Consider the following 21,829-nt stretch of genomic DNA (forward strand, 5'->3'; position numbering starts at 1 on the left):
GATTCTGTAGAGGCGCTCTACAGTGGTGCCATGCCGAAGGATCGTCGGACGCCGGGACCGGCCCCGCGGCCAGTTCCGGGTGCGGGGTCGGGCGGGCTCGACGAGGTCGACCGTGAACTGGTCCGGCTGCTCACCGCCGACGGCCGGATGCCGAACAACGCCCTCGCCGAGGCGACCGGCATCGCGCCGTCCACCTGCCTGACCCGGGTGCGTTCCCTGCGCGAGCGCGGGGTGATTCGCGGCTTCCACGCCGACGTGGACCTGGCCGCGCTGGGCCGGCCGCTTCAGGCCCTGATCGCGATCCGCATCGGGGCTCACTCCCGCGACGAGATCAACCGCTTCCGCGGCAAAGTCCCCGGCCTACCCGGGGTGCTGTCCCTCTTCCACGTCAGCGGAGCCAACGACTACCTGCTGCACGTGTCAGCCGCCTCGCCGGACGCGCTGCGTGAATTCGTCCTGGACCACTTGACCGCCGACCCGGCTGTCGTGCACGCCGAGACGAGCCTGATCTTCGAGCACGTCCGGGGCGCCGAGCGCTGAGGTCAGCGGGGCTTCAGACCCCACTCGCGAGCCAGCAGGTCGAACGAGTGGCGGCGTTCGGCCGGGTCGTGGATGTTGGTGGTGATGATCAACTCGTCGGCGCCGGCGGATCCGGCTCTGCGGGCGAGATCGGCGGCTACTTGGTCTGGGGTGCCTACCGAGACCAGGCCGGACCATTCTTCGACGGCGGCCAGTTCGCCTTCGGACCAGGGGTAGGACTCGGCTTCCTCGGGGGACGGGAGGGGGCCTGGGCGGCCGGAGCGGAGGCGGAGCATGGAGAGGGCGTTGGCGCGGGCCAGTTGCTGGGCGCGCTCCTCGGTGTCGGACACGATCGCGGCCAGGGCGAGGATCGCGTGCGGCGACGTCTGGTGATCCGAGGGCTGGAAGTTCTCGCGGTACGACGCGATGACGCCGGCCGGGTCCAGGGTCCCGAAGTGGCCGGCGTACGCGAACCCGGTCCCGAGGGCGGCCGCCGCCTGGCCGCCGTACGTGCTGGAGCCGAGGATCCACACCGGCGGCAGCGGGACGTCGTCCGGTTGGGCGGAGATCGGGGAGAATGGGTGACCGGTCGGGAAGCCCTCGGCGTACGCGCGGAGTTCGGCGTACTGCTCGGGGAAGTCGTCGGCGCCGAGCGTCTCCCGGCTGCGGCGCAGGGCGAGCGCGGTGCGCTGATCGGTGCCGGGCGCGCGGCCGATGCCGAGGTCGATGCGGTCGGGGTACAGGCCGGCCAGGACGCGGAACGTCTCGGCGACCTTGAGCGGTGAGTGGTTCGGCAGCATGATGCCGCCGGAGCCGACCCGGATGCTCGAGGTGGCGGCGGCGACGGCCGCGATCATCACCTCGGGGCTCGTGCTCACCACGCTGGGGATGTTGTGGTGCTCCGCCAGCCAGTAGCGGTGGTATCCGGCGGCCTCCGCGGTGCGGGCCAGCTCGAGTGTCTCGTGCAGCGCCTGCGACGGCCGCGATCCCGTCGGCACCGGCGAAAGGTCGAGCACGGACAGGGGCATCGGTTCGGCTGTCACGTTCAATCAGCAACCGCGTCCGGCCACGGCCTATTCCGGGGCGGACCGCCAGCACTCATAGAGTTGGCTTCCCCAGCGCCCGCTGAGCGTGGAGGGGTCGACCAAACCGCGGTTGGTGAGTGCCTGGGATCCGCTCAGCCCGGGTACGGCGTCTGGGCGCGAGCGTCCCGCAGTGGGCGGGCCCACCAGGCGAGTTGGTGGAGTAGTGCGGCGGCCGCGCCCGGTGTCGTCGGATCGATCGGCTCGCCCGCCGGCGTGAAGTCGTCCTCGTGGAAGCCGAGGGTGTCGCGGATGGTGATCGCATGAAGTTCGGCGAAAACCAGCCGGAGCTGTTCGGCCGCGCGCAGTCCGCCGGACCGGCCGCCGTACACGACGAAGGCGATCGGTTTGCCGTACCAGGGCCGGCGGACGGCGTCGATCGCGGTCTTCAGGTCGCCCGGATACGCGTGGTTGTACTCGGCTGTGACGATCACCACTGCGTCCGCGTCCTCGATTCGCGCCGGCAGCCCCGCGAGCGGAACAGCGCTGAGGTCGATCAGGTCGAGCTTGAACTCGTCACTCCGCTCACACTCGCGGGCGAACCACCGCGTCACCAGCGTGCCGAACCGCCCGGCGTCCACGTTGCGCGTCAGCAGCGCGAGCCGCAGCGGATGAACAGTCACGCGAAGGACGCTAGTACCTCAACAAGACTTTAGGTCAAACGCTGGGCGATGAGTGCGAGGATCGCGGCTCCGCATCGTCAGTCGGTCGGCTTCTCGCGGGACGAACCGCCGTCCTTGGAACGGGGTGGCAGCGAGGGTGGGGTGCTGGGCTGCAGTTCGGTCTGGGCAGCGGTCATGAGATCGGGCTGGCCGGTGGCGTCGGGCTGGCCGGTGGCATCGGGCTGGCCGGTCGCATCAGGCTGGCTGGTGGCGTCGGGTTGATCGGTGGTGGGTTGGTCGGTGGGGAGGACGCCGACGGTTTGCCAGGCGTGGGTGACCGCGGCCAGTTGGGTCGAGTCCTCGCCGTACAGGTCCCGCGCGCTCGCCTGCGTCGCTTCGGCGAACTCGGCGAAGGTGGCGGATTCGGAGAGCGTGCCGGAGGTCAGCGTGGTGTACCAGATCTTGCCGGCGTCGTCGTACGCGTTGCCGCCGATCTCGGCCGCGGTGAGGTAGAAGGCGCGGTTCGGGATGCCGGAGTTGAGGTGGACGCCGCCGTTGTCGTCCTCGGTCTCGATGTAGCCCGACATGTGGTCAGGCTGCGGGTCCTTGCCGAGCCGGGGGTCGTCGTACGCCGTGCCCGGTGCCTTCATCGACCGCAGTGCGTCGCCCCGGACGCCGGGCATGAACAGGCCGGCCCCGATCAGCCAGTCGGCCTCTTCGGTGCTCTGGCCGAGCGCATGCTGCTTGGCGAGTGAGCCGAACACGTCGGAGATGCTCTCGTTCAGCGCGCCGGATTGGCCTTCGTACGAGAGGTTCGCGGTGTACTGCGTCACGCCGTGGGTGAGCTCGTGGCCGGTGACGTCGATCGAGCCGGTGAAGTTGCCGAAGATCTCCCCGTCCCCGTCGCCGAAGACCATCTGGGCACCGTCCCAGAAGGCGTTCGCGTACCCGCGGTCGTAGTGCACCGTCGATGTCAGCACGAGACCTTCGCCGTCGATCGAGTCGCGGCCGAAGGCCTCGTTGTACATCGTCCAGGTCGCGCCGGTCCCGTCGTACGCCTGGTTCACGGCCAGGTCCTCGACGGGATCCTCACCTTCGGCGCGGACCGGAGTGCCGGGCAGGTTCGTCTCGTGCTCCGCGTCGTACACCTCGCGGCGCAGACCGCCTTCCGCGGTCGCCCGGCCGAGGCCGGCCGCGGGCCGCGTTCGGAGTACGGCGTCGTGCTGCAGCGACTGGCGATACCTGGCGCGAAGGTTGGGGTCGTCCACGGTGCGCTCGAGCTGCTCGAGCAGGTACGGCGGGACGATGTAGTGGGACACCATCCTCAGATCGTGCCCCACCGGGTGGATCCGGGGACAGACCGCAGTACAGAAATCCTCTGACAGCGGATAAACTCAAGGATTTGTGGCTGCAACCAGAAATGCAGAAACCATTCTGGGAGCCAAGGCGATGAATTTTACCACGAGGGGTTGGAATTGCCGAATCCGGTCCACGCCGAACAGGCGCACCTGACCACGTTCTACGCCGCGCTGGACGCCGAGCGCGAGCGAACCGAGGAGCGCTCCCGGGACGAGCAACTGGTCCAGACCCGCAACGCCCAGGCCCTGCACCAGCGCGACGGCCGGATCCGTGACCTCAAGCTCCGCCAGACCCGGCTGAACGCCGCCGAGGAGGGCCTGTACTTCGGCCGTCTCGACGCGGCCGACGGCGAGATCCTGCACATCGGCCGGATCGGCCTGCACGACGCGGACTACGAACCCCTCCTGGTCGACTGGCGTGCGCCCGCCGCACGGCCGTTCTACATCGCGACCGCGGTGGCGAACCACGGTGTCGTCCGGCGCCGGCACATCCAGACCCGGCTGCGGAAGGTGGTCGACGTCCAGGACGAGCAACTCGATCTGGAGCGGGATGCGGCGGACGCGTCCAAGCCCGGGACCGGCGTGATCGGCGAGGCCGTTCTGCTGAAGGCACTCGAGGCCCGGCGGACCGGTCAGATGGAGTCGATCGTGCAGACGATCCAGGCCGATCAGGACCGGATCATCCGCTCCGAGCTGCCCGGAATCCTGGTCGTCCAGGGCGGTCCCGGCACCGGCAAGACCGCGATCGCGTTGCACCGGGCCGCATTTCTGCTTTACACGCATCGTGAACAACTGGAAAAGCGCGGAATTCTGGTGGTCGGGCCGAATGCGGCGTTCCTGCGGTTCATCGGCCAGGTGCTCCCGTCGCTCGGTGAGGACGGCGTCCGGCTCGTCACCGTCGCCGAGCTGTACCCGGGTCTGACCGCGACCCGGCCGGAGACCGCTGAGAGCGCCGAGGTGAAGGGTCGCGTGGTGATGGCCGAGGTGATCGCCAAGGCGGTCGCCGACAGGCAATGGATCCCGGACCGACCGGTCCGCCTCACCGTCGACCGGACCGACCTCGAACTCGACCCGAAGGTCTGCCTCGCGGCCCGCGAGCGCGCCCGGGGCCGGAACCTCACCCACAACCTGGCCCGTCCCTACTTCCTGACCGAGATCGTCGACCACCTGACGAACCAGTACTCCGACCTGATCGGCACCGATCCACTCGACGGCGAGAACCTGCTCGACGACTACGAGCTCTCGGAACTGCGCAAGGAAGTCCTCGCCGAGCCCGCGGTCCAGGCACTGCTCGACCAGCTCTGGCCACTGCTCAGTCCGCAGAAACTCCTCGAGGATCTGTACGGCGACGAGGACCGGCTCGCGTTGGCGGCACCGCAGCTGACCGCACTCGACCGCGAGCACCTCCTGCGGTACGGCGACGACTGGAGTCCCTCCGACGTACCCCTGCTCGACGAAGCCGCGGAGTTACTCGGCGACGACGGCACCGAAGCCGCGAAGGAGCGTGCGGCCCGGGCCCGCGCGGTCGCCTACGCGCAGGGGGCGCTGGACCTGCTGTCCGGTTCCGGCTCGACCGACTTCGACGATGACGACGAATCAGAGGTTCTGACCGCGAAGGACATCCTCGACGCCGAGATGCTGGCCGAGCGGTTCGAGGCGGACGACGACCGCACGCTCGCGGACCGCGCCGCGGCCGACCGGCGGTGGACGTACGGGCACGTGATCGTGGACGAAGCGCAGGAGCTGACGCCGATGGCGTGGCGGGCGATCGCGCGCCGTTGCCCGCTGCGCTCGATGACCGTGGTCGGCGACGTCGCGCAGACCGGCGCGATCGGTGGCGGGACGAGTTGGTCGGCCGCACTCGGCGAGACCTTCGGCGATCGCTGGCGACTGGCCGAGCTCACGCTGAACTACCGCACCCCGGCCGAGGTGATGGATCTCGCTCAGGACGTACTGCGCGAGGTCGACCCTTCCGCGCGAGCACCGCGCTCGGTCCGGTCCACCGGTGTGAAGCCTTGGCACGCGGACGTGCCCGCCGCCGAGCAGGCTCTGTACGTCTACAAGATCGCCGCCGAGGAAACGCAGTACGGCCAGGTCGGCGTCATCACGTCCCGCAGCCGGCTCGAACTCGTTCAGGAGGCGGTCACCGACCTCGCCGGCGTCACGGTCCTGAGCGCGCGCGAGGCGAAGGGCCTCGAGTTCGACTCCGTCCTGGTCGTCGACCCCGACGGCATCGTGATCGAGTCCCCGCGCGGTCTGCGCGACTTGTACGTCGCTTTGACCCGATGCACCCAACGACTCGGAGTCGTTGGCACGCTCCCCGACGTACTCCGGGACTCAGCTGCCTGGGGCTGAGTCGTCGTGCGGGCGTCGGCCGAAGAGGCGGCCGAAGTTGATGGAGAAGCCCCAGCCGAGGACCTTCGGGGTGAACAGCCCCGGGTCGTCCGGATTCCACCAGCGGGACTTCGTCCGGTCCACGGTCGGGCGTCGCCAGTCGTAGGGGAGCCCGAGGAACTTTCCGGTCTTACTACCCATACGTCGACAGTAGCTCGGAGAGCGTCAGCAGCAGTTCTGCCGATGAACCGTGGACACCGATGACCCCCGGAGCTTCAATGACAGCGGGGGGAAATCATGAATGGAGAACTGTATTCACGCACGCATTGTCACAAGCCCGGTCGCCTCGGTCATGAACGCGGCAACGCGACCCTGGCAGCGTTGGCCGGAGTCGCGGTCGGGGTCATCCTCGTCCTGCTAGCGTGGTTGCTGGTGCTGATGACCAAGGATGATCCGTCGAAGCAGGCAGCCAGCACGCCGGCGTCCGCGCCGGCGGCGCCCGTCTCTGTGGCGCCACGAACCGTCGCACCGTCCGTCGAAGGCACCACGACGTCGTCCGCACCCGCGGCACCGAAGGTTGCCGGCGACGTACGATCGTTGCCCGCGGGACTGTTCTGCCGGGACCTGAAGGCCAAGGGGTACAGCTACGTGGCGGCGATCGATTACTGGCGGCTGCACGGCCAGCCGGACCAGATGGATGCCGACCGCAACGGAATCCCGTGCGAGACCGTCTATTCGCGCAGCGACGTCGGCGCGTACTGGAACGGCCGTGAGGTGACCGGCGTCGTGCCGTGGACGGCTGGGTTGTTCTGCCGGGATCTCGCCGCTCGGGGAGCGACGTACGCGCAGGCCGTCGCCTATTGGTGGTACTACGACATGCCACAGCGAATGGACGCGGACAAGAACGGGATTCCCTGCGAGACGGTGTATTCGACGGCGGCGGTCAACGCCTTCTGGTTCCCGTGACGGGTCGGGTCTGGGCGGTTTTTCTGACGTGTGCGGTGGTTGTCGCGGCCGCCGGGATCTTCGCGCTGTCGTCGGCCGGGGTGTTCGAGCGTGGGCAGCCGAGCAGTCAGAGCGGACCGGTGACGACGCCGACGCGCGTCGTGACAACGCCGGGGCCGACAGCTAAGCCGACACCTGAGCGGACGCCGACTGCCGGGCCGACGCGGCGTACGACGGTGCCGGTTCGGCCTTCGGCGGCGCGGATTCGGTACGTGTTCCCAATCGCCGGGTGTCGCGGGGATGCTTCGCAGAGTCATCATGATTATCCGGCGTCGGACGTGTTTGCGAAGGTCGGGTGCCGGTTCGTGTCGCCGGTTGATGGGCGGGTGGACGAGGTGACACGGGTGGACGCGTGGGATCCGAAGACCAATGTGGGAGCGGATCGGGGCGGACTGTCGGTGTCGGTCGTGGGCGTTGACGGCGTGCGGTACTACGGGTCGCATCTGTCGGCGATCGAGGCCGGGATTCGTCCGGGGGTGTCGGTGCGGGCCGGGCAGGTCCTGGCGCGGACCGGCAAGACCGGAAGTGCTCGCTTCACGCCGCCGCATCTGCACTTTGCGATCAGCTGGCCGACGGCCGCCGGCGTGTGGTGGATCCGGCGTGGGGCCGTGCCGCCGCAGGCGTTCCTCAACAGCTGGCACAACGGTGGCCAACTCTCACCTGTCTCGCTGGTTGCCAGGACCAGACGCTCGTACGGCGTCGACCGTGGTTGCCGGACGTACTGCTGACACGAAGGCCACAGCGAGCAGCGCACCACCGAGCGGCATCAGGTCGACATTGGCGCGGCGGACGTCAGCTCTCCGCACTCCGTCGTACGAGCGAGAGCCGCTGCTGGATCTCACTCGTCACGGTCACGAAGCCGAGCGACTCGTACAGCCGGGAGGCTCCCGTCGGATTGTCTGCGTCCACGCCGAGCGCGGACCGCTCGAACCCAACCACCTGACCGGCCCGCAGTACGGCGCTGATGGCCGCCCGGGCCAGCCCACGACCTCGATACTCCTGGCGCGCACCGACCTGCCCGATCCACAGCTCGCGTACGCCGGTCTGTTCGGTGTCGACCGTGAATTCGTAGCCCAGCGCGAACGCGGCGATCCGATCCCCGTCGACCACGATCCTCGACAGCTCCGGACGGAAGGCGTGGTGACTGGTGAACCACTTCGCCCAGTGCTCCGCGTTCTTCGGGAGGAATCCCCACTGGCCGGTGAAGATCTCGTTGTAGGTGAGCCGCAGCGGCTCGTCGTACCGCGGGTCGAATCCGATCATCGCGAACCCGTCGGGCAGCGACGGCACCCGCACCGGCTGATCGTCGTACCAGCGCCGCATCACGCGGTAGTAGCGGATCGGCCGGAACCCCCGGCTCGCGACCAAAGCGAGGCCCCCGGCGTTGACACGCTGGATCAAGACGTCGACGACCTCACCCTGCTCCGCCGCACGCTGCAGTTGCCAGTCGAGGAGTGGCCCGCCGAGACCGCGGCGCCGGCACGCAGGGTCGATGCCGCCCTTGAGCGTGACGATCGGCTGCCCGTCGACCACGTCCGGCGGCGGGACGAGGCCGTACCCCGCGAGCCGGCCGCCGAGCCACACGCCCAGCGAGTCCGCACCGTCGAGCTCGTCGGCGAAGTCGTCGAGGGTGACGTACCTGCCGCTGTCGTCGGCGGTGGCGATCGCGTTCGCCACCTCGACCGCCGCGGGCGGGTGCTCAGGCCCGAGCGGTCCCGTCGTCACTCCAGCGGGCCAGCCCATTAGGACTCCGGCCCGACCATTTGGCGGATCTCCGACTCACCCTCCCAGCCCGGCCAGGTACGACGGTGGAGGTCCATGAAGCGCTTGGTCCAGTCGATGACCTCGTCGCGAGTGGCCACCTCGTACACGGCGTACGCGCCGAGCGGGGTGGGATCTCCGCACGGGCCGTCGGTGACGGTGAGCTCACCACCGGAGACCCCGACCCGGGTTGCCGTTGCTAGAGGCAACAATTCGGCCGTGTCGATCAGCACCCCGCGGCGAGCCGCCTCCGCTCCCAGCGCGGCGATTCCTTCGGCCAGCTCCGGCGGCGGGAACCCGTGCGCTTCGGCAGTCCGCAACACCGCGATGAAGCGCATCAGCGCGCCCTTCCCTCGCGCAGCATCGCGATCGACTTCTCGATCCGCCGGTCCCGGGTCTCCTCGGTCTTCGCCCCTGTCATCTGCAGGACGTGCCACTGCTGCTTGCTGTAGCTCAACGTCTCCCAGAACTCCTTGGCCTTCGCATCCGCCGCGAGCGCCGCGGCCAGTTCCCCGGGTACGTCGAGCTCGCGCGGAGCCGTGTCGAGGTCCACCTCGACGTCGAGCACCTCGCCGGGCGTGACCGCGGCCTCGGTACGGCGTTCGGCGCTGAAACCGAGCAGATAGCGGCCACCCATCCGGGCGATCGAGGTGCGGAACGTGTAGCCGTTGACGGTGACGCTGACCTTCGGATGCGCGCCGCCGCCGAGGGACTCGACGACGTTGTCCGGGACGACGAAGCCGGCCGTGTTCTTGCCGGTGGACAGGAGCTCGGCGGTGAACTTCATCGGATCTCCTCCGTACGAGTGCGGACCATCAACAGAGTCAACCAGGCCCAGCCCACGATCACCGCGACCGTGAAGCCCAGGTTGACGACCGCGGTGCCGCTGCCGGTGGCCAGGCCGACGTACAGCGGGCCGGCGAGCGCGCCTGCCAGGAGAAGTGATGCTGTGGATTGCTTCGTTGTGGTTGTCATGCCGGCAAGCCTGCGACCGGCCACTTCAGAAACTCTTTGGACTCAGAAGTCGATACGCATGACGGCGCGACGTGTGCCCGGCCGATTCACCTCGGCATACCCGGCATCGGCGAACATGGCGAGCGTGCCGACGGACCCGCCGTCCACGAGGTCCGGGTAGCCCTCCACAGCGCGGGCGCCGCGTTCACGGGCGAACCCGGCGGCTGCGCGGGCGAGCGCGCGACCGACTCCTCGGCGCCGGTAGCCGACGCGGGTGACGAAGCAGGTCACGGCCCAGACGGTGGTGTCCGCCTTGTCCTCGGTGCGGCCCAGCCACGGGACGCGATAGTCGCGGAGCAGCCTCGGGTGGTCCGCCCGCGGCGCGACGGCGCACCAGCCGACGGGCTCGCCGTCGAGATACGCGACCAGCCCGCTCGTCGCCCGTGCCTTTCGGTTTCCGCAGGCGGTCTGGTCGCGGAGCCGGGCGGCGAGCTCTTCGGGACTTTCGGACGCCCAGGACTCCTTGGGCAGCATCCGGAACCGCTGGCACCAGCACCGTGCGGTGTCGCCAGTCGTGCCGAAGACCGCCTGCAGGTCCTCCCAAGCCGCCTCGTTGGCTGGAACGATCGTGAGCTGCTCGGCGGTGACCGGCTCCCGCGAGCCCGCCGGGCGGGGAACCGGCACCCGCTTGGCCGGCGGCCGCTTCTGCCTCCGGGGCTGCGCGTCGAACGTGAGCCGAATGTCCACCGCGTCGCCTGCGTCCAGTCCTGCGGGTTTGCGCACGGCGTCCTTCAGCGGAAGCAGGTAGCCACCGTCCTTCTGCCACAGCGACGTCTTCCACTCGGTGCTGCCGATCCGAACGCGGATCGGAAGCGTCCCCCAGCCGTAGCCGGCGGCCGAGGCCGCGCCCCGCAGGACGACACTCTCCTGCTCCGGCACGGGGACGAAGTAGTACGGCGCCGGTCCGCGCCACTCGATCACCTCGCCGACGAACTCTTGATCCATGCCCAAAGGCTAGGCCCCATTCCGGACACATCACTTCCGGATTCGCCGACGGCGCTCCGGCCTTAGGCTGACCCGCATGCGTTTCGGCGTGCTTGGGCCAGTCCCGGCGTGGACCGACGACGGCCAGGCGGTGCGGATCCCGGATCGGAAGGTTCGGGCGCTGCTGGCCGATCTCGTGCTGCACGCCGGCCGCCCTGTCGCCGCGACCACTCTCATCGACGACCTCTGGGGTGACGAGCTTCCGGTCAACCCGACGGCGACCTTGCAGACTCGCGTGTCCCAGCTGCGCCGCGCGCTCGACGAGGCCGAGCCGGGCGCGCGACAGCTCGTCCGGACCGGGCCGGCCGGCTATCTGATGTCGGTGGCGCCCGAGGAGCTCGACTCGGGTCGCTTCCGCGCGCTTGCCGCCCGAGCCCGGCAGACCGGGAGGCGTACGCCGAAGCGCGGTTCGTCCTCGGTGAGCACGACGAACTGGTCGCGGAGCTGGCCGAACTCGTCGCCCGCAACCCGTTGCGCCAGCGGCTGCGCGCCGTACAGCTGAAGGCCTTGCATCAGGCCGGGCGGCAGGCGGAGCCGTTGGCGAGCTCCGCCGACCTGCGGGATCGGCTACGTGAGGAGCTCGGGCTGCGCGTTCTGCCTGCAGCGGCTCGAGGAAGCGGGCGAGGTCGAGGCGGTCCGGCGACGGTACGAGCGCTACTTCGAAGGGCTGGCACAGCACACCGAGCCGCGGCTCTACGGACACAGCGAGCTGTTCGCCTACCTGGGCGGTCTCTACGGCGAGGCCGCGCGGCCTCGGAGATCGTTGCCTACGGCAAGGCGCCCGCGGATCGAGACCGTGCGGTCGGCCGACGGTACGCCGATCGTCGCCGAGGTGTACGGCGACAGCGGCCCAGCGATCGTGCTCGTCGGTGGAGCGCTGAACGACCGGCGGACGTTCATCCCGCTGGTGAAGTGGCTGGCCGATGGGTTCACGGTCGCGACGTACGACCGGCGGGGGCGCGGTGACAGCGGCGAGGTGCTGCCGGGTGGGCGCCGGCTGACGATGGCTGGTCAACCACACGACGTCGAACCCGAGGTGCTCGGACCGATCGTGACGGAGTTCATCACCCGGCCCTGATGTCGAGACGGCCGGCGCGGCTCCGACGTACCGGATGTGTGAGCTGATCGGCAGCTCGACGGACAGAGGAGACACCGTGGCACGGCCCGTTCTGAACAGCATGTTGCTCGGCAGTACCGACCCGGACCGGTTGACGGCGTGGTACCGCGACGGCTTCCACGCCGAGGTCGACGGGTACGGAAACCTGAACCTCGGCGGCTTCGGCCTGGTCATCGAGCACCGCGACGACGTCACCACCAAGACCGTCGAGCCCGGCCGGTGCATCGTGAACTTCGCCGTCGAGGACATCGAGGCGACGGCCGCCCACCTGCGCACGCTCGAGGTGGAGTGGCTGGTGCACCCGGAGGATCGCGGCGTCGGCTGGTTCGCCACGCTGATCGACCCCGACGGCAACTATGTCCAACTCATCCAGATGAAGCCGGAGTACTTCGCCGGGCTCTGACGACAAACGTCCGCACCGGACTTGGGGTTCCGGTGCGGACGCGGTCTTACAGTTGTCAGGCGCATTGTGCAGGAGAGAAACGGCGGCAAGCGAGGGGCAGAACGCCCATCACTCGCTTGCCGCCCAAGTCCGGTCCCTTTGAGTGATCGAGGTGAGGTTCTCGACCCTTGCCGTGTTCCGGGTGGGTTGTCTGGTGAGAAACGGAACGCGAAAGGTACCGGGGTCTTCTCAGCGGGGGGCTACGTCCCACATGCGCTCGCCGGGCAGGGGGTCGGGGAGCCGGTCGACGGCGGGCATCGGGTCGTTGGTGACCCGAAGACCGGCGAAGCGACGGCTCATGGCGTGGGCGTACCGCTCGGCCAACGCCGGCTCGGCGTTGTAGTCGGCGATCACGTGCTCACCGAACCAGACTCGGACGCGTCGGCGCTCAGACGTCTGGGTGGCGGTGGCGGTTGTCACTGGTCCTCCTGGCAACTCTTCGAGGGATGGTCGGCCTGGGAGCGCGGAGCGAGCGCGGTGCCGGTGCGCCGTGTGTTCACCGTCACGTCAGATCCAACGGAGGATCGAGACGCTAAGTCACGCACCGATCGCGATTTGTCCGCCTCCGGGCAAACTTTTTCGAAACCAGCCAGAACCGCATTCTTCGAGCAGGTCTTCGACTGTCGTGATTTCAGGCGAACGGGCCGCGGACGGAGACGCCACCGTCGAGGACGACCTGCTGTCCGGTCATGTACGAGGACGCGTCCGACGCGAGGTAGACGACGGCGGCGGCGATCTCCTCGGAGCGGCCGAAGCGGCCGGCCGGGATCTCGTCGACCACCTCGGCGTCGACGTTCGCGTTGGCCACCGCGGTCGCGATCGCGCCGGCCGCCGCGACGTTCATCCGGATGCCGTCGCGGGCGTACTCGGCGGCCACGGTCCGGGCCAGGCTGAGCAGTCCCGCCTTCATCACGCCGTACGCCGCCTGCTGCGGAGCGGCCATGAATCCGGTGACCGAGCCGACGCTGACGATGGTGCCGACACCTTGCTCGAGGAAGACGCGCAACGCCGTGCGAACCGCCCGCGCCACGTAGCGGAGGTTGACCTCGTAGATGGTGTCCCAGTCCTCGTCGGCCATCTCGTGCAACTTGACCGCGGGCACGAACGCGACCTGTCCGCCGACGACCGTGACCAGCACGTCGAGTCCACCCAGCTTCTCGACCGCGCCCGCGACCATCGCCTCGATGTCGGCCAGCGAGCGGACATCACCCGACACCGGGTACGCCGTACCGCCTCGCTGCCGCACTGCCTCAGCCGCCTCCTCGGCGCGACGTGGATCGAGGTCCGCGACCACGACCGCAGCCCCTTCGTTGCCGAAGGCCTCGGTCACCGCCCGGCCGATCCCGCCGCCACCGCCACCGATCACCAGCGCTCGTTTCCCGCTCAGCTGCATGGTCGCGAGGGTAGATGATCAATGCCTTCAGATTCACAGGGTTTCTTCAGGAACGACACGCCGAGCTGTCAGAACCACTCCGTACGCTGGGGACGTGACCATCGAAGACGCTGGAACGAAGGCTCTTGCGGTCCCTGAGCGGGCGGCCAACGGAGTCGCCCAATCGGCTCCGACCGGCCTCGCGGCCGTGCAGACCGAGCAACTGATCGGCGATGTCGGCGACGCACTCCGGCTGCTGGACGCGGTGGAACGCGTCCGCGGCCACGCCCACCCACTGATCCTCGGTCTGCAGGACGCGGTCGGGATCAAGATGCCGGCCGCGCTCGTGCTGAACGCGATCGGGAACGGCCGGGCCACCCCGGACGAGGTCGCCGACCAGGTCGGCATCACCCCGGCCGAGGCCGAGCTTGCGATCGCGGAGGGCAGCGCTCGGCATGGTCCGGACCACGCCGCTGACCGTGACCTCGCTGGGCCAGGCGCGTCTGTCCCAGCTCGACGGGCTGACCGTCCGTGTCCTCGACGTCGTCACCGGCATCCTCGGCCCGACCGACGCGGCGCACCTGGTCCGCCTGCTGCACACCGTCGCGGACGGGCTCGAGTCCGCCACCGTCACCGCCGCCGTCACCCGGGCCATTCCCCAGGTCGCCCTCCACAACTAGTGTCGAAATGACGCCGACGGCGTCGACGTACCTGATGTCAGGCAAGCGAGGAGGACATCAGATGTTCAAGGACACGAAGGCGTTCAGCGGGTTCTCGGTGAACGACCTGGAGGCGGCGAAGGCGTTCTACGGCGGGACGCTCGGACTGGATGTCGGGGAGGCGAACGGGATGCTCCAGCTGAAGGTTGCCGGCGGCAACCCGATCCTGGTCTACCCGAAGTCGGACCACGTCCCGGCCGAATACACGATGCTCAACTTCCCGGTCGCGGACATCGAGGGGACGGTCCGGGAGCTGACCGGCCGCGGCGTCAGCTTCGAGCGCTACAACGACGACCAGGACGACTCCGGCATCTACCGCGGGATCGGCCCCCTGATCGCCTGGTTCAAAGACCCGGCCGGCAACGTCATTGCGATCATTCAGGAGTGAGGAACGGGGTCGTCGTACTGACCGAGGCGGCCGGTGTAGCGGGCGCCGTCGAGGTACGGCCACGCGTACGGCGTGCAGCCGTGCAGACCCAGCGTCTGTTGCTCCATGACCGGCGCCGGCTGACCAGGCCCCGGGCACAGCTCGTGCCCGCGGCCGAGCCGGTGCCCGGTCTCGTGGTTGATCATGTACTGCCGGTACGCCGTCAGCGGTGCGCCGTAGTTCGGGACGCCGTGCACCCAGCGCGCGACGTTGAGAACGACGCGATCGCCGATCCGGCAACTGGTGTACCGGTCGGGCGCCGCCCCACAGATCGTGTCGCGTGTCTGCGGCGTGACCAGCATCACCGTGAAGTCGGGGTCCTGCCCCGACCCGACCTGCCGGAACCGCCACAGCCCGTGTGACGCCCACCCCTGCGGCGCGCCGTACGTCGTCCGCACGAACTGCGCGAACGCGGCCCGGTCGATCCCGGTGATCCCACCCTCGACCGCGATCTGGAACGTCATCAACCGCCCGGACCGCCCGATCACCGCCGCGTTGCCGGGCAGAACGGCGTACGAGCGGGACCCTTCCATCGGATAGGTGATCACCGGCTGCGGCTTCACCGCCGGTGCTGAGGACGACGGGTTGACCGGGCCGCTGGGTGTCTGTCCCGAAACAACCGACGGCGACGCGACGCCGGCCGAGCCGGTCTCCGCGGCGCGGCGATCCGGGTAGCCGTGGCGGGCGAACGGGCTGGCCGGCAGCTGGTACAGCGCCCCGATCACGGCCACGACCGCGATCGCCCACCCGATCGTCCTGCCAGCAGTCCAGCGGCGCATCTGGTGAGCTCCTCACACCGCACCCGCGGCGGGCGCGTCCTCACTGACTACTTGCCCCTGTGCCCACAAACCCTTCTCCGCCCACGGATGCAGGCGGTTCCAGCGTGGTGGGTCAGCTCCGGCGGAAGCGCAGTGTCGGATAGCGCGACTCGGTGAAGCCGAGCGCCCGGTAGAGCTCGATGCCGTGGTCGGTCGCGTGCAATTCGACCTGACCGACGGCGGTCTCGTCCCGGAACCAGTCCATCAGCGCGACCACGCAGGCCCGGGCCAGGCCGCGGCGGCGGAAGTCGGGCTCGGTGCTGACGTTGTACAGGTGACCCCGAAGCGTGGTCAGGTCGTTCGGGCCCGGCGGGTGGACGTACACGTTGCCCGCGGCGCATGCGACCAATCCGGCCGCCGGATCGTCGACGACGTACGCCGCGAAGGTCTCCGGTGACGCGAGCTGCTCGACGAACCACTGCCGCGCGGCCTCCCGCCACGGCGCGTCCGGTCCACCGAGATCGTTGCCCATCGCAGCGAGCATCAGTCCACGCAGCCGGACCAGGGCTTCCGCGTCGTCCGGCTTGGCCCGCCGTACCTGAATTTCGGTCACGTGGACGATCATGCCAACTTTTTGCCGCGTCAGTGAATCGTAGGGAGTGGACGCGCACCGGGGACGCGTCCGCTGTCTTGTCGTCGGCCGTCGAGGGAGACCATGTCGTCGAGTAGCAGAGCCCGCCGTGCCTCACCCGGACGCGCCCGGAGGGCGAAGCCTCGGCAACGGTCCGCCCTCGCCGCGCTGGCGGTCGCCATCCTCGGTGCGCTCCTGCCCGGTACGGCGTACCTGGTCGCCCGCCGGATCCGGCTCGGCACCCTGCTGACGACGCTCAGCATCGCGCTGTACGGCGGAGCCGCGTACGTCGGGCTGCGACGACGGGACGACGTGATCACGTGGGCCCTGGATCCCGGGCTGCTGCTGTGGATGGTCGCGGGACTGGGCGCGCTCGCCCTCGTGTGGGTCGTCGTACTCGTCACGTCGTACAAGATGTTGCGCCCGTTGACCGTCGGACCGGGGTCGCGCGTGCTCGGCTCGCTGGTGATCGGGCTGGTGTGCTTCGGGATGGTCGCGAGTACGGCGATGGGCGCGGACACGCTGATGGCACAGCGCAGCCTGGTCCAGAAGGTGTTCTCCGGCAAGGGGTCGAAGAGTCAGACCCGGCCGACGATCACCCCTCGCGACGACGTCTGGCAGCAACTGCCGCGGGTGAACGTGCTGCTGCTCGGCGCGGACGACGGTGAGGACCGGCAGGGGACGCGCACCGACACGGTGATGGTCGCGAGCATCGACACGAAGACCGGGGACACCGCGCTGATCTCACTGACCCGGAACTGGATGCGGATGCCGTTCCCGGCCGACTCGCCGCTGCACAAGATCTACCCGACCGGATTCTGGGATCCGAACGGTAAGGTCGAGCAGTCGGACTACTACCTCGACGCGATGTACCGGATGATCCCGGCCAAGCACCACGGCATCATCGGGCCGTCGGACAACGAGGGCGCCGACATCCTGAAGCTGTCGGTCGGCGAGGCGCTCGGGCTGAAGCTGCACTACTACGTCCAGATCAACCTTGCCGGGTTCGCACAGTTGGTGGAGGCGCTCGGCGGGATCACGGTGAACATCAACTACCCGGTCCCGGTCGGCGGCAACGACGACAAGAAGATCCCCGCCAGCCGGTACCTGCAGCCGGGCCCGAACCGGAAGCTGAACGGCACCGACGCCCTGTGGTTCGCCCGCGGCCGCTACATGGTGCCGACCGCGGACCTCGCCCGGCAGGCCCGCCAGCGCTGCACGGTCAAGGCGATCGTCGAACGCGCCACCCCGCAGAACGTCCTCTCCAACTACGAGGCCATCGCCAAGGCCGGCGAGCAACTGATCCGCACCGACATCCCGCAGAATCTGCTCGCCGCCTTCGTCACGCTCGGCCAACGGGTCAAGACCGCCAAGATCACCAACATCGACCTCGACAAGAAGAAGAACTACCCCAACGGCCGCAACCCCAACTACGCCGGCATGCGCACCATCATCCAGCAAGCCCTCAACCCATCCACCAAACCCCGCAGCACTCCCACCACACCCCGGCACACCACCACCACGAAGCCAACCACCACGAAGCCGACCACGAACGCAGCGGACCTAACCTCAGCCTGCGCCTACAACCCAGGCCCACCCGGCTGATCGCCCGCGGGATTGTGCGGCGGGCGGCCAATGGGCTATTATTCGAACGTTCCGAACATGGTTTCGTTTCGTTTACGGGAGAGTGATGACTGCCGAGGCGCTGGAGCAGCAGACCTACCTGCCCGACCAGCCGGAGGAACTAGCCACCGTCGCCAGCTTTCTCGAGGCACACCAAAGCCGACGGGGCTCGTCGCCGGAGCCGCGGTACTTCCTCGCCGGCGCGCAGGAAGGCGATCAGGTCGAGGTCCCGGAGGCGCTGCACATGGTTCTCCTGCAAGTGGTCGAGGCGTTGAGGGCCGGCCACGCGGTCACCGTCGCACCCCAGAGTTCGAAGCTGACCACACAGCAGGCGGCCGACCTTCTCGGTGTCAGCCGCCCGACGGTGGTCAGACTGATCGATCAGGGTGACCTGCCGGCGGAGCGGATCGGCACCAGGCGGAAGGTCCTGCTGCGCGAGTTGCTCGATTACCGGGAGCGCCGTCGCCAGCGTCAGTACGACGCCATCGCCGCCACCGGTGTCGAACTCGACGCCGAGGACGACCCAGTCGCCGTACAGGAACAGCTCCGGGCCATCCGCCAAGAGCTCGCCGACCGGCGCCGCGGCCAGACCAGCTGAGAGCCGCCGGAGTGTTCAGCGCAGTCCTCGACACCTCGGTCCTCTGGCCCAGCACCCAACGCGACTTCCTGCTCTCGCTCGCGGTGGAGAACCTGTATCGGCCCTTGTGGAGCAGCGCGATCCTCGAGGAGTTGCGCTACACGAATCTACGGAAGCTCCTCACGCGATCCGTTCCACCGGCGAAGGCCGAGGCGCAATCTGCCCGCTTGATCGAGCAGATGCGCCTCGCCTTCGACGACGCAGAGGTCCCGCACTGGGAACCGTACGAAGGAACCTTCGGCCTTCCAGATTTCGCGGATGAGCACGTCGTCGCGGCCGCGCTGGCCGGCGGTGCCGGAGCGATCGTCACCGAGAACCTCAAGGACTTCCCCGAACGGTGTTTGCCGCGCGGGATCCAAGCAGTCGCCACCCGAGAGTTCGCCGCCGATGCCGTGTCGGTGAGCCCGGAGCGGGCCCTCAGAGCCGTGGGCAGGATGTCTGCTCGCAGACGCTATCCGCCAGAGTCTGTTGACGATCTCCTGCTGGTACTGCGCGAGCGATACGGCATGGATGAGGCCGTCACGATGCTGGAAGAGCTGCTCTGAGGCGGACCAGTGGAGCCGGTCGGCGTGGTCGCTAGGCGTAGCGGATGCCGAGGCCGCCGTCTACGGACCAGTTGGCGCCGGTGACGAAGGCGGCGGCTTCGGAGGCGAGGAAGCAGACGACCTCGGCCACGTTCTCCGGGGTGCCGATCCGGCCGAGCGGGTGGACGCCGAGCGCCTTCTCACGCTCGCCGGGGATCGTGTCGAAGAACTCCTCCAGCAAGTCGGTCCCGATGTAGCCGGGGCTGACCGCGTTGACGCGAACGTTGTGCGGGGCAACATCCAGGGCCAGCGACCGGGTCATCCCGACCAGGCCGGACTTCGCCGCGGCGTACGGGAACATCCCGGCGGTGGTCAGGCTGGAGTGGATCGACGCGATGTTGACGATCGAGCCGTGCCGGCCCTCGATCATCGGCGGCAACACCTGACGCGCCATCAGCCAGGCGCCCTTCAGGTCGACGTCGAACACGCTGTCCCACTCGGCCACGGACATCTTGGTCGCGTCGGCGTACGCGTTCTTGCCGGCGTTGTTGACCAGCACGGTGACCGGCTTCCCGAGGTCGTCCGTCAACTTGCCCACCGCCTGGCGGACCGACACCTCATCGGTGATGTCACCGACCGCCGCCGCCACCTTCGCACCGGTCTCGGCAAGCTCCGCGGTCGTCGCGGTCAGCTGATCGGCCAGGATGTCGACCAATGCCACCGCGGCTCCTTCCTCCGCAGCCTTGACCGCCACCGCCCGCCCGATCCCCCGCGCGGCCCCCGTCACCAGCACAACCTCGTTCGCCAACCGTCCAGTCAAAACAGTCTCCTCAACCTAGGCGTGCCTGGAGCCTAGTCCGGACATACCGACCGCGGCGGCGGCTCTCGCGTAGTGGTCGGCGGTTGCTCGGGGCATGGGTTGACGGAGGAGGACCAACTGGTGGTAGAGGGGGCCGGTTGCGGTCATCAGGAGTTGATGGGCGTTGGTCGTGGAGGGCAGTTCGCCGCGGGCGATCGCTCGGCGTACGACGGCTTCGCTGCGGGTGTAGCGGTCGGACCAGAAGGCGGTCAGGGCCTCGGCGGCTTCCGGGGTGCGGAAGGAGGCCGCGATGACGGCCTGGGTGACGGACGGGCGGGCAGCGAGCGCGGCGTATACCTCGCGGTTGAGGCTGACCAGGTCGCCCTCGAGTGAGCCGGTGTCGGCGGGCTCCCAGCTGTCGTCGAGTCCGGCCTGGAGCAGGTCGACGAGGAGGCCGGCGACGGTCTTCCAACGGCGGTACACAGTGGTCCGGTGGACGCCGGAACGGGCCGCGACCGCGTCGATCGTGAGGCCGTCGTACCCGTGTTCGGCCAGCTCGGCTTCGACCGCGGCGAGCACGTCGGCGCGCACCCGCGCCGGCTTCGACGTCGCCGTCAACGCGCTCGCCCTCGGCGCCTTCGGACCGCTGGCCGGCTGGGCCGCGATCAACCCGGACCTGAGCGACTTCCCCTGGCTGATGGGCTTGCAGGGCACCCTCGCCGCGGTCGGCCTCTACCTCCCGACAACCCTCGCCGACCTCGAGGCGGACCGCGCCGCCGGCTACCACACGATCGCGGTCCGCTTCGGCGCGCGGACGACGTACCTGATCGGGTACGGCGCCTGGATCGCGGCGGCCGCACTCTCGGTCGTCCTGGCCGCGACCGGCACGATCATCCCGCGCAGCATGCTGGCCCTGGAGGTCGTGATGGTCCCGGTGCTGATCGCGGCGTACGGCACCTTGATCGGCCCGCGCCAGTCCTTCCGGGGGATCATCGTGCTCGCGGCGCTCTTCCTCTTCCCCTGCGGCACCTTCGCGTTGACCTACACCGGCATCATCTCAATCTGACAGCGCTGTTACATTTAATCTAACAGCACTGTTAGATCCAGGGAGCGACGGCATGTATCCGGAGACCGAGCCGTACGACCACGGCCTGCTCGACGTCGGCGACGGGCATCGCGTCTACTGGGAGGTCTGCGGCAATCCGGACGGCAAGCCCGCGGTGGTGATCCACGGCGGCCCGGGCTCCGGCGCCGGCGCGTGGTGGCGCCGGTACTTCGATCCCGCCAAGTACAAGGTCGTCCTGATGGACCAGCGCAACTGCGGCCGCAGTACGCCGGACGCCGCCGAGCCGGACGTGGACCTCAGCACCAACACCACCGCCCACCTGATCGCGGACCTCGAGCAACTCCGGCACCACCTCGAGATCGAGAAGTGGCTGCTGCTCGGCGCGTCCTGGGGTGCGACGCTCGGCCTCGCGTACGCCGAACAACACCCGGACTCGGTGTCGGAGATCGTGCTGTTCAGCGTCACCAACACGACCCGTCGCGAAGTCGACTGGATCACTCGGGAGATGGGCCGGATCTTTCCCGAAGAGTGGGCCCGCTTCCGCGACGGCGTACCGGAAGACCAACGGGACGGGAACCTGGCGCTGGCCTACAGCCGGCTGCTGCACGACCCGGATCCCGCGGTCCGGGACAAGGCCGCGCGCGACTGGTGTGACTGGGAGGACACCCATGTCCGCACACATCCGGGCTGGCGGCCGGACTCCCGGTACGACGATCCCGTCTTCCGGCTGCGGATGGCCCGGCTCGTCACTCACTACTGGGGTCACGCCGCCTGGCTGGAGGAGGACGTGCTGGTGCGCGAGGCCGGCAAGCTGGCAGGCATTCCAGGTGTGCTGATCCACGGCCGGCTCGACATCAGCAGCCCGCCGGACATCGCCTGGCGGATGGCCCGGGCTTGGCCGGATGCCGAGCTGCACCTGGTCGAGCAGGAGGGTCACGGCGCGGGCGGACTCGGCACGCGAGACCTGATCCTCAAGGCATTGGACCGGTTCGCCGACCGTACTGAATCAGTTCACTGAATCGAGCAAAGATTTGATCACTGATCTTTACATCGAT

Annotated in this window: 30 protein-coding genes; 14 read left to right on the top strand and 16 right to left on the bottom strand. The window is 69.0% G+C overall.

Features of this window, described 5'->3' with window-relative positions:
* The first annotated feature begins 30 nt into the window (after nt 1–30).
* A complete protein-coding gene (locus tag ACXC9Q_RS12310; protein WP_457056603.1) occupies nt 31–540 on the top strand; it encodes an Lrp/AsnC family transcriptional regulator in 510 nt (169 codons plus the stop codon).
* A gap of 2 nt (nt 541–542) precedes the next feature.
* Here ACXC9Q_RS12310 and ACXC9Q_RS12315 read toward each other — a convergent pair whose 3' ends face one another.
* The 3 genes from ACXC9Q_RS12315 to ACXC9Q_RS12325 form a co-directional block, all read right to left on the bottom strand.
* A complete protein-coding gene (locus ACXC9Q_RS12315; RefSeq protein WP_457056604.1) occupies nt 543–1,547 on the bottom strand; it encodes an LLM class flavin-dependent oxidoreductase in 1,005 nt (334 codons plus the stop codon).
* Between the two features lie 149 nt (nt 1,548–1,696).
* On the bottom strand, nt 1,697–2,224 hold the full coding sequence (locus tag ACXC9Q_RS12320; protein WP_457056605.1) for an NADPH-dependent FMN reductase: 528 nt from the start codon (nt 2,222–2,224) through the stop codon (nt 1,697–1,699).
* A gap of 77 nt (nt 2,225–2,301) precedes the next feature.
* On the bottom strand, nt 2,302–3,525 hold the full coding sequence (locus tag ACXC9Q_RS12325) for a M4 family metallopeptidase (protein ID WP_457056606.1): 1,224 nt from the start codon (nt 3,523–3,525) through the stop codon (nt 2,302–2,304).
* 147 nt (nt 3,526–3,672) lie between these two features.
* Here ACXC9Q_RS12325 and ACXC9Q_RS12330 point away from each other — a divergent pair, with 147 nt between their 5' ends.
* Entirely contained in the window at nt 3,673–5,916 is a 2,244-nt protein-coding gene (locus ACXC9Q_RS12330) for a HelD family protein (protein WP_457056607.1), read from the top strand.
* On the opposite strand, the gene ACXC9Q_RS12335 is transcribed toward ACXC9Q_RS12330, so the two are convergent.
* Entirely contained in the window at nt 5,899–6,096 is a 198-nt protein-coding gene (locus ACXC9Q_RS12335) for a DUF5808 domain-containing protein (protein ID WP_457056608.1), read from the bottom strand. The two genes, ACXC9Q_RS12330 and ACXC9Q_RS12335, sit on opposite strands and share 18 nt — an antisense overlap.
* 96 nt (nt 6,097–6,192) lie before the next feature.
* On the opposite strand from ACXC9Q_RS12335, the gene ACXC9Q_RS12340 reads away from it, so the two are divergent.
* Complete coding sequence (locus ACXC9Q_RS12340; RefSeq protein WP_457056609.1) at nt 6,193–6,861, top strand: excalibur calcium-binding domain-containing protein; 669 nt, start codon at nt 6,193–6,195, stop codon at nt 6,859–6,861.
* A gap of 317 nt (nt 6,862–7,178) precedes the next feature.
* Nucleotides 7,179–7,628 carry a M23 family metallopeptidase gene (locus ACXC9Q_RS12345; protein WP_457056610.1) on the top strand — a complete coding sequence of 150 codons (450 nt, stop codon included), beginning with the start codon at nt 7,179–7,181 and terminating at the stop codon, nt 7,626–7,628.
* Nucleotides 7,629–7,692: 64 nt separating this feature from the next.
* Here ACXC9Q_RS12345 and ACXC9Q_RS12350 read toward each other — a convergent pair whose 3' ends face one another.
* From ACXC9Q_RS12350 to ACXC9Q_RS12370, 5 genes are read right to left on the bottom strand one after another with little or no spacing between them, the layout of a single operon-like run.
* Nucleotides 7,693–8,643 carry a GNAT family N-acetyltransferase gene (locus ACXC9Q_RS12350; protein WP_457056611.1) on the bottom strand — a complete coding sequence of 317 codons (951 nt, stop codon included), beginning with the start codon at nt 8,641–8,643 and terminating at the stop codon, nt 7,693–7,695.
* Entirely contained in the window at nt 8,643–8,999 is a 357-nt protein-coding gene (locus ACXC9Q_RS12355; RefSeq protein ID WP_457056612.1) for a YciI family protein, read from the bottom strand. The genes ACXC9Q_RS12350 and ACXC9Q_RS12355 overlap by 1 nt, the downstream gene beginning before the upstream one ends.
* Nucleotides 8,999–9,448, bottom strand: a complete 450-nt coding sequence (locus ACXC9Q_RS12360; protein WP_457056613.1) for a YdeI/OmpD-associated family protein — start codon at nt 9,446–9,448, stop codon at nt 8,999–9,001. Before ACXC9Q_RS12360 ends, ACXC9Q_RS12355 begins: the two co-directional genes overlap by 1 nt.
* Entirely contained in the window at nt 9,445–9,636 is a 192-nt protein-coding gene (locus tag ACXC9Q_RS12365; protein WP_457056614.1) for a hypothetical protein, read from the bottom strand. The genes ACXC9Q_RS12360 and ACXC9Q_RS12365 overlap by 4 nt, the downstream gene beginning before the upstream one ends.
* 42 nt (nt 9,637–9,678) lie before the next feature.
* Nucleotides 9,679–10,620: a DUF1905 domain-containing protein gene (locus ACXC9Q_RS12370; RefSeq protein WP_457056615.1), complete on the bottom strand. Its 942-nt coding sequence runs from the start codon at nt 10,618–10,620 to the stop codon at nt 9,679–9,681.
* Nucleotides 10,621–10,696: 76 nt separating this feature from the next.
* Between ACXC9Q_RS12370 and ACXC9Q_RS12375 the strand changes: the two genes are divergently transcribed.
* The 3 genes from ACXC9Q_RS12375 to ACXC9Q_RS12385 all read left to right on the top strand — a co-directional run bounded on the left by ACXC9Q_RS12375 (nt 10,697) and on the right by ACXC9Q_RS12385 (nt 12,179).
* Complete coding sequence (locus ACXC9Q_RS12375; protein ID WP_457056616.1) at nt 10,697–11,161, top strand: AfsR/SARP family transcriptional regulator; 465 nt, start codon at nt 10,697–10,699, stop codon at nt 11,159–11,161.
* Entirely contained in the window at nt 11,104–11,625 is a 522-nt protein-coding gene (locus tag ACXC9Q_RS12380) for a BTAD domain-containing putative transcriptional regulator (protein ID WP_457056773.1), read from the top strand. Before ACXC9Q_RS12375 ends, ACXC9Q_RS12380 begins: the two co-directional genes overlap by 58 nt.
* A gap of 188 nt (nt 11,626–11,813) precedes the next feature.
* Complete coding sequence (locus ACXC9Q_RS12385) at nt 11,814–12,179, top strand: VOC family protein (protein WP_457056617.1); 366 nt, start codon at nt 11,814–11,816, stop codon at nt 12,177–12,179.
* A 228-nt stretch (nt 12,180–12,407) separates the two neighbouring features.
* Here ACXC9Q_RS12385 and ACXC9Q_RS12390 read toward each other — a convergent pair whose 3' ends face one another.
* From ACXC9Q_RS12390 to ACXC9Q_RS12400, 3 genes are all read right to left on the bottom strand, one after another.
* Nucleotides 12,408–12,638, bottom strand: coding sequence for a hypothetical protein (locus tag ACXC9Q_RS12390; protein ID WP_012924486.1), 231 nt, complete (start codon nt 12,636–12,638; stop codon nt 12,408–12,410).
* A 211-nt stretch (nt 12,639–12,849) separates the two neighbouring features.
* A complete protein-coding gene (locus tag ACXC9Q_RS12395) occupies nt 12,850–13,611 on the bottom strand; it encodes an SDR family NAD(P)-dependent oxidoreductase (RefSeq protein WP_457056618.1) in 762 nt (253 codons plus the stop codon).
* A 46-nt stretch (nt 13,612–13,657) separates the two neighbouring features.
* Nucleotides 13,658–14,047: a hypothetical protein gene (locus ACXC9Q_RS12400; RefSeq protein ID WP_457056619.1), complete on the bottom strand. Its 390-nt coding sequence runs from the start codon at nt 14,045–14,047 to the stop codon at nt 13,658–13,660.
* Here ACXC9Q_RS12400 and ACXC9Q_RS12405 point away from each other — a divergent pair.
* Nucleotides 14,046–14,270 carry a hypothetical protein gene (locus ACXC9Q_RS12405; RefSeq protein ID WP_457056620.1) on the top strand — a complete coding sequence of 75 codons (225 nt, stop codon included), beginning with the start codon at nt 14,046–14,048 and terminating at the stop codon, nt 14,268–14,270. The two genes, ACXC9Q_RS12400 and ACXC9Q_RS12405, sit on opposite strands and share 2 nt — an antisense overlap.
* Before the next feature lie 61 nt (nt 14,271–14,331).
* Complete coding sequence (locus tag ACXC9Q_RS12410; protein WP_328524724.1) at nt 14,332–14,697, top strand: VOC family protein; 366 nt, start codon at nt 14,332–14,334, stop codon at nt 14,695–14,697.
* Here the strand turns inward: ACXC9Q_RS12410 and ACXC9Q_RS12415 are convergent.
* Both ACXC9Q_RS12415 and ACXC9Q_RS12420 read right to left on the bottom strand, forming a co-directional pair.
* Complete coding sequence (locus ACXC9Q_RS12415; RefSeq protein ID WP_457056621.1) at nt 14,688–15,515, bottom strand: DUF3152 domain-containing protein; 828 nt, start codon at nt 15,513–15,515, stop codon at nt 14,688–14,690. The genes ACXC9Q_RS12410 and ACXC9Q_RS12415 overlap by 10 nt on opposite strands.
* Before the next feature lie 112 nt (nt 15,516–15,627).
* Nucleotides 15,628–16,107 carry a GNAT family N-acetyltransferase gene (locus ACXC9Q_RS12420; RefSeq protein WP_329482990.1) on the bottom strand — a complete coding sequence of 160 codons (480 nt, stop codon included), beginning with the start codon at nt 16,105–16,107 and terminating at the stop codon, nt 15,628–15,630.
* 102 nt (nt 16,108–16,209) lie between these two features.
* On the opposite strand from ACXC9Q_RS12420, the gene ACXC9Q_RS12425 reads away from it, so the two are divergent.
* The 3 genes from ACXC9Q_RS12425 (at nt 16,210) to ACXC9Q_RS12435 (ending at nt 18,930) form a co-directional block, all read left to right on the top strand.
* Nucleotides 16,210–17,730: an LCP family protein gene (locus ACXC9Q_RS12425; protein ID WP_457056622.1), complete on the top strand. Its 1,521-nt coding sequence runs from the start codon at nt 16,210–16,212 to the stop codon at nt 17,728–17,730.
* 85 nt (nt 17,731–17,815) lie between these two features.
* Nucleotides 17,816–18,346, top strand: a complete 531-nt coding sequence (locus ACXC9Q_RS12430) for a helix-turn-helix domain-containing protein (RefSeq protein ID WP_457056623.1) — start codon at nt 17,816–17,818, stop codon at nt 18,344–18,346.
* 11 nt (nt 18,347–18,357) lie between these two features.
* Nucleotides 18,358–18,930, top strand: coding sequence for a PIN domain-containing protein (locus tag ACXC9Q_RS12435; protein WP_457056624.1), 573 nt, complete (start codon nt 18,358–18,360; stop codon nt 18,928–18,930).
* Nucleotides 18,931–18,961: 31 nt separating this feature from the next.
* On the opposite strand, the gene ACXC9Q_RS12440 is transcribed toward ACXC9Q_RS12435, so the two are convergent.
* Nucleotides 18,962–19,729 (bottom strand): SDR family NAD(P)-dependent oxidoreductase, encoded by a 768-nt coding sequence (locus ACXC9Q_RS12440; protein ID WP_457056625.1) that lies wholly within the window; start codon nt 19,727–19,729, stop codon nt 18,962–18,964.
* A gap of 15 nt (nt 19,730–19,744) precedes the next feature.
* Nucleotides 19,745–20,287, bottom strand: a complete 543-nt coding sequence (locus ACXC9Q_RS12445; protein ID WP_457056626.1) for a TetR/AcrR family transcriptional regulator — start codon at nt 20,285–20,287, stop codon at nt 19,745–19,747.
* Here ACXC9Q_RS12445 and ACXC9Q_RS12450 point away from each other — a divergent pair.
* Nucleotides 20,235–20,774, top strand: a complete 540-nt coding sequence (locus ACXC9Q_RS12450) for a UbiA family prenyltransferase (RefSeq protein ID WP_457056627.1) — start codon at nt 20,235–20,237, stop codon at nt 20,772–20,774. The genes ACXC9Q_RS12445 and ACXC9Q_RS12450 overlap by 53 nt on opposite strands.
* 52 nt (nt 20,775–20,826) lie before the next feature.
* Nucleotides 20,827–21,792, top strand: coding sequence for a prolyl aminopeptidase (gene pip / locus ACXC9Q_RS12455; RefSeq protein WP_457056628.1), 966 nt, complete (start codon nt 20,827–20,829; stop codon nt 21,790–21,792).
* Nucleotides 21,793–21,829 lie beyond the last annotated feature (37 nt).

The organism is Kribbella sp. CWNU-51, assembly GCF_054073265.1.

Bases quoted from the DNA above. Each gene is read 5' to 3' on its own strand.
- ACXC9Q_RS12310 (WP_457056603.1), top strand. From the start codon at position 31: ATGCCGAAGGATCGTCGGACGCCGGGACCGGCCCCGCGGCCAGTTCCG.
- ACXC9Q_RS12315 (WP_457056604.1), bottom strand. From the start codon at position 1,547: ATGCCCCTGTCCGTGCTCGACCTTTCGCCGGTGCCGACGGGATCGCGG.
- ACXC9Q_RS12325 (WP_457056606.1), bottom strand. From the start codon at position 3,525: ATGGTGTCCCACTACATCGTCCCGCCGTACCTGCTCGAGCAGCTCGAG.
- ACXC9Q_RS12335 (WP_457056608.1), bottom strand. From the start codon at position 6,096: ATGGGTAGTAAGACCGGAAAGTTCCTCGGGCTCCCCTACGACTGGCGA.
- ACXC9Q_RS12340 (WP_457056609.1), top strand. From the start codon at position 6,193: ATGAATGGAGAACTGTATTCACGCACGCATTGTCACAAGCCCGGTCGC.
- ACXC9Q_RS12350 (WP_457056611.1), bottom strand. From the start codon at position 8,643: ATGGGCTGGCCCGCTGGAGTGACGACGGGACCGCTCGGGCCTGAGCAC.
- ACXC9Q_RS12355 (WP_457056612.1), bottom strand. From the start codon at position 8,999: ATGCGCTTCATCGCGGTGTTGCGGACTGCCGAAGCGCACGGGTTCCCG.
- ACXC9Q_RS12360 (WP_457056613.1), bottom strand. From the start codon at position 9,448: ATGAAGTTCACCGCCGAGCTCCTGTCCACCGGCAAGAACACGGCCGGC.
- ACXC9Q_RS12365 (WP_457056614.1), bottom strand. From the start codon at position 9,636: ATGACAACCACAACGAAGCAATCCACAGCATCACTTCTCCTGGCAGGC.
- ACXC9Q_RS12370 (WP_457056615.1), bottom strand. From the start codon at position 10,620: ATGGATCAAGAGTTCGTCGGCGAGGTGATCGAGTGGCGCGGACCGGCG.
- ACXC9Q_RS12375 (WP_457056616.1), top strand. From the start codon at position 10,697: ATGCGTTTCGGCGTGCTTGGGCCAGTCCCGGCGTGGACCGACGACGGC.
- ACXC9Q_RS12395 (WP_457056618.1), bottom strand. From the start codon at position 13,611: ATGCAGCTGAGCGGGAAACGAGCGCTGGTGATCGGTGGCGGTGGCGGC.
- ACXC9Q_RS12405 (WP_457056620.1), top strand. From the start codon at position 14,046: ATGGTCCGGACCACGCCGCTGACCGTGACCTCGCTGGGCCAGGCGCGT.
- ACXC9Q_RS12400 (WP_457056619.1), bottom strand. From the start codon at position 14,047: ATGCCGAGCGCTGCCCTCCGCGATCGCAAGCTCGGCCTCGGCCGGGGT.
- ACXC9Q_RS12410 (WP_328524724.1), top strand. From the start codon at position 14,332: ATGTTCAAGGACACGAAGGCGTTCAGCGGGTTCTCGGTGAACGACCTG.
- ACXC9Q_RS12415 (WP_457056621.1), bottom strand. From the start codon at position 15,515: ATGCGCCGCTGGACTGCTGGCAGGACGATCGGGTGGGCGATCGCGGTC.
- ACXC9Q_RS12425 (WP_457056622.1), top strand. From the start codon at position 16,210: ATGTCGTCGAGTAGCAGAGCCCGCCGTGCCTCACCCGGACGCGCCCGG.
- ACXC9Q_RS12430 (WP_457056623.1), top strand. From the start codon at position 17,816: ATGACTGCCGAGGCGCTGGAGCAGCAGACCTACCTGCCCGACCAGCCG.
- pip (WP_457056628.1), top strand. From the start codon at position 20,827: ATGTATCCGGAGACCGAGCCGTACGACCACGGCCTGCTCGACGTCGGC.